Below are 4,723 nucleotides of genomic sequence, written 5' to 3'. Positions count from 1 at the left end.
GGCCATCAAAGCCGGCGTCGCGGAGAGCCCGGGGCAGACATTTCTGCCGTTCGACATTTATCTTCCGGAAAATATTTGACCTTGATGGATTTCTATCATGAGCGCCCATTTTCCTTTCACCGATGAAAGGAAAGCTCGATTGACTCGGCCGTCTCTGTCCGATCTGTGAACCGGCGTGGTTCCGTCTTGAAAGAAGCCGGATGCCGAAATGGCAGCCGCGCTTCATGGAAGGAAAGTCAAGCAATGCGCCAGGTATCGCCCCGCTTTGCACTCGATCACATGGCGGCGCCCCGCCTTGACGTCAGTGCGCTTTTCGCGCTTGCCCGTGACCAAGGCCTGACCGACGTCCAAATCCGTTACCCTCATTTCAGCAATCCTGTCGCACGCGGCATTCCGGCTGCGGACGTTCGGTTGGCCGCTACCGAAGCGGGCGTCACGATCATCTCTGTCAACGCCTTGCAGCGGTTCAACGACTGGACTCCAACGCGTCAGGCCGAGGCAAGCAACCTCGCCGATTATGCGACGGCGTGCGGGGCGGAGACGCTCGTGTTGGTGCCGGCCAACCGCAGCTCGTGGCCCACCAATAGCGAGCGCCAGGACAATCTTCGTTTCGCTCTAAACGAGATCAAGCCAATCCTCCAGTCGCGGGGTCTGATCGGTCTCATCGAGCCGCTGGGTTTCCGAACCTGCTCGCTTCGATCAAAGAAGGAAGCGGCCGAGGCCGTTGCCGCGGTTGATGGCCAGTCCGTCTTTCGCCTCGTGCACGACACGTTCCACCACACCCTGGCCGGGGAGACATGCCTGTTCTGCGAGCTTACCGGCCTGGTGCACATTTCAAGCGTAAACGACCCGACCTTCTGGATTTACCCCGATCGCTTTCTTGCAGGTTCCGACAATGGCAGCCAGATTCAGGCGCTGCTGGATGGCGGCTACGCGGGACCTTTCTCATTCGAGCTGGTCGAGGAAGTCCATTCTCTGGACGATCTCGCAGGCGCACTTGCCGCCAGCATCGACTTTATCCGGCGAGGGCTATTGTCGTCAAAGTAGATGGTGACAGGAGTAGTGACTATAGGTGCGCCTGAATTTTCCGTGGGTTCACAGCGGGGCAGCCATCCGAGATGCCTCCTGTATCATTATCTCCCGCATCCAGATGCTTGCCGGATCGCTATTGTGGAGGGCCGGCCATTGGAGGGTCTCGGTGAATGTGGGAAATGGCAGCGGAAGTTCGATAACCCGCAGGGGGAACGTTTTTTCGAAATGCCTGACCAGCCGTAAGGGCATGGTCGCTATACGAGCTGTGCCGGACACCATAGGTGGAATCATGCTGAAGCCCTGCACGGCGACCTCGACACGTCTCTTAAGGCCATGCTCAAGCAAAAACCATTCCTCGATAGACGGCTTCATCGTACGCCCGAACCTGACCGCGACGTGCCTCATCGACATGTATCTCTCGAATGTAAGCTGCTGTGGCAGCTGCTTGTTTGTGGGACAGCCTACGCACACGAGCTTCTCGTCAAACAGCGCAACGCTTGAATGCACACTCGACGTGAACATATCCGGTAGAATTAGAAAATCGACGTCACCGCGCCGGAGAAGCTCATCGGGGCTATCGTCGACAGGCAGCAGTTCGAAGCTGACGGCGGGGGCTTCCCGTGAAATACGCTCCACAAGCTTTTCGAAAAACACGAGCGTGACGAAATCGGAAAGAATGATCCTGAAGAGGCGATCGGCTCGAGCTGGGTCAAACGGATCCGAAGAAATAATCGAGCACTGGATGTGCTGGAGAGCGTCGCGAACTGCGGGGGCAAATGCTGCCGCACGCGGGGTTAGAAATCTTTCGCGACCTCTTATCGTAAACAGTTCATCGCGGAAATAATCGCGCAGTCGGGCGACGGCCGCACTCATGGCGGGCTGACTCAGGTTAATCCTGCGTGCCGCCGCCGAGAGATTACGCTCCGTCAGGAGTGCGTCGAGCACAACGAGGAGATTTAGATCAAGTCCTTTGAAACGCATGTCATCAGCCATCCATGGGATGGATGCCTTTAACCGAAACAAACGACTTTAACAATTTAGCATTCTTGCAATCTTTTGTCGCAAAAAGTTTATGATGGATGACGTTAAGGTCCGACATATGAGCCGCGTGATCTGCCGAAGCGAGCAATCGTTCGTACTGTGCAGGTCAGAGATTGGCAGTTTGAAACGCCGGGCCGATGGCGCCGGTCTATCAACCAGCGTCTTCGGCGGCCCCGACCTAGCTAGGCGTGGAACCTAATAGGGTGCACCTTTCCAGTCCGAGGCGACTGATGGGCGGTTTGATCCTAAGCTGCCGTGAGGCCTGTGCCAATTGTATCGGCGAGCCAATGCAGCAGTCCGGCAGCGTTTTTGAGAGCTGTTGTAGGCTCGGCCTAAGCCCATTGGCGCAAGCCTATCTGAACGAAGCGCTTGGCCTTGCCGCTATCCGGTATGTGATCTGTGGTGCCTTCTCGTCCTGCTGTTCTTGTTTTGGAACGCCCTTATGGTGAGCCCATCCGGGACGTGGGGCACCGGGAGCACAAAGGTGCAGGCAGGCCGTCAATAGACCGTGGGCTGAGAGCCCGAGCTCGTTACATGGCCGCCCCTCGCGACTTTCCCGGATGCGCTGCGAGCGCGGATCAGTAGATGTCGTGTTGCCCGCCAGCTCCCGTCTTTGACCGAGCCAAGAAGGAGGAACGGGCATGCTTATCATCGGACTGGATATTCACCGCGCCTTCGCCGAAGCAGTGGCATGGGAGGAGGGCAGGCTCAGGCGACTCGGCCGCGTCGACATGCGGCGCGATCTGCTGGCGGCGTTCGCCGCGAAGCTGTCGCCGAACGATGTCGGGGTGATCGAGGCCACCGGCAACGCGACGTCCGCTGCAGCTGTGGTTGCGCCGCATGTGAAGAAGGTGGGGATCGCCAAGCCGAAACAGGTGTTTATCGTTGCCTATGCCAAGATCAAAACGACGATCGACGCCGACGTTCTTGCGCAGCTCTATGCCAGCGGCTTCTTGCCAGAAGTCTGGATTGCGGACGAGCCGACGCAGGCTCTGCGTCGACAGGTGACACGGCGCAATCAGATTGTCCGACAGAGATCTCGATTGAAGAGCGTCATCCAGTCGATCCTTCATAGCCACCTGATCCGTCCTGCCCGCATGCTGACCTGTGCGGCGCCAAGGGTCGGACCTGGTTAATCGAGCAGGTCGTACCGCAGGACGAGCGCCTCGCGATCGATGGGCATCTGCGCGAGTTCGACCGATTGGGCGAAGACCTCCAGGTCATCGAACGCGATCTTGTCCGCTCGGCTCTCGAGGATGAAGGCGTGAAGCGGCTGATGACCATTCCCGGCGTCGACATCACCGTCGCGCTGGCGATGAAGGGCGGCGATCGGCGACGTGTCGCGCTTCGACGATCCGCAGAAGCTCGTGACCTATCTCGGGTTGAACCCAAGCGTCCAGCAGTCCGGCCAGGTCCGGCCTACCATGGGCGGATCACCAAGCAGGGCCGTGGTCATGCGCGCGGCATGCTCGTCGAGGCGGCCTGGGCGGCCGCTCGTGCTCCCGGACCGTTGCGAGCCTTCTCCCTGCGGCGTGCGAGCCCGGCGCGGACAGCATGTCGCGGCCGTGGCAACCGCACGCAAACTCTCTGTCGTGATCTGTCATCTGTTGAGAAGGGCGAGAGTTACGCGTGGGCTCGACCCTCCCTGCATGCCAAGAAGCTTGCGCGATGTGGAACTCAAGGCCGGGAGCAAGGCTGTGCGCGGCCAAAAGGGAGCGCACGCCTACAACATAAAGAGCCACCGGGAAGAAGAGCGCCGCTGGGTGGAGCAGGCCGAGGGCGCCTATGCACGCCTCGTCGCCGGTTGGAACCCACGAGGTCCGAAGAGGGTAGGCACGGATGCCGCAAACGAGGCGCGACGATAGAAGCTGCGCGGCAGGGCTCTCATCTCGGACCCTGCTCTTCGCCACGCGGTCGTCCGTGCGCGACAGGAGAATAGCGCAGATTTATCAAAAAGGCTCTTGTCGATCACATCAGTGGTCTTGGGCGCTGTACGGCCGGGTGAAGACTTTGCAGGTGGCCCGGAAAGCGTTTGACCTGCAGCGAAGCAATTGTCGTCATTACGCGCTCGACCCGGGCGCCCAGCTTGGCATAAGGGCTACGTGGCCTCAGGAAGCGTCGTCGCCAATGCAGACCATGGACGAATTCCCAGCCGATGCCGAGATGCCGGTCGACCGTGCCTGTCGCCGTCCGGTGATGCGATGCCCCCGAGCGGATGAGTTCGCCCCGGATGCTCCCGGTCACGACGCACGGGTTCGGGTTCCAAGGCGCTCAGTTTTGTTCGCGCCCAATCGGTGTAGGACGCGGCAGAAATACGAGCGTGACGAAATCGGAAAGAATGATCCTGAAGCGGCGATTCGGTAGAGCCGGGTCAAACTATCCGACGAAATAAACGATCACTGGATGGGCGGGGGAGCGTCGCAAACTGGAGGGCAAGAGCTCCCGGACGCAGCGTTAAGTTTGAATACCTCCGCGGACATGGTCGCGAGCTTATCGCGCAAATAAATCGAGCAGCCGAGCGCCGGCCGCACTCATGACCGGCTGGGCTCGGTTAATCCTGCATGCCGCGCCCATGAGGTTACTTGTCCGGAGTGCGTCGAGCACAACGAGGAGATGTAGTTCACGATCTTTGAAAAGCGTGGTCAACCAT

The 4,723-nt window shown here is 59.5% G+C and carries 3 protein-coding genes and 1 pseudogene; 2 read left to right on the top strand and 2 right to left on the bottom strand.

Translation table 11 applies throughout. The annotated features are described in order from the left end of the window. Window positions 1-243 precede the first annotated feature (243 nt). Window positions 244-1,047 (top strand): TIM barrel protein, encoded by an 804-nt coding sequence (locus tag EN984_RS23090; protein ID WP_063169395.1) that lies wholly within the window; start codon window positions 244-246, stop codon window positions 1,045-1,047. 48 nt (window positions 1,048-1,095) lie between these two features. Here the strand turns inward: EN984_RS23090 and EN984_RS23085 are convergent, their stop codons facing one another. Beyond that, on the bottom strand, window positions 1,096-2,013 hold the full coding sequence (locus tag EN984_RS23085) for a LysR family transcriptional regulator (RefSeq protein WP_063170390.1): 918 nt from the start codon (window positions 2,011-2,013) through the stop codon (window positions 1,096-1,098). A gap of 701 nt (window positions 2,014-2,714) precedes the next feature. Here EN984_RS23085 and EN984_RS23080 point away from each other — a divergent pair. Next, window positions 2,715-3,938, top strand: a pseudogene (locus tag EN984_RS23080) (IS110 family transposase). A gap of 103 nt (window positions 3,939-4,041) precedes the next feature. Here the strand turns inward: EN984_RS23080 and EN984_RS38260 are convergent. Next, the gene (locus tag EN984_RS38260) at window positions 4,042-4,317 is read right to left on the bottom strand and encodes a hypothetical protein (RefSeq protein WP_127262750.1); all 276 of its coding nucleotides are present in this window, start codon (window positions 4,315-4,317) and stop codon (window positions 4,042-4,044) included. Between the last annotated feature and the right edge of the window lie 406 nt (window positions 4,318-4,723).

The sequence above is a fragment of the Mesorhizobium sp. M7A.F.Ca.CA.004.12.1.1 genome, assembly GCF_003997835.1.
Lineage (GTDB): Bacteria > Pseudomonadota > Alphaproteobacteria > Rhizobiales > Rhizobiaceae > Mesorhizobium.
Note: the sequence above shows the minus strand (reverse complement) of the source record. Positions and strands in the feature narration are given on the sequence as shown.

Bases quoted from the DNA above. Each gene is read 5' to 3' on its own strand.
- EN984_RS23090 (WP_063169395.1), top strand. From the start codon at position 244: ATGCGCCAGGTATCGCCCCGCTTTGCACTCGATCACATGGCGGCGCCC.
- EN984_RS23085 (WP_063170390.1), bottom strand. From the start codon at position 2,013: ATGCGTTTCAAAGGACTTGATCTAAATCTCCTCGTTGTGCTCGACGCA.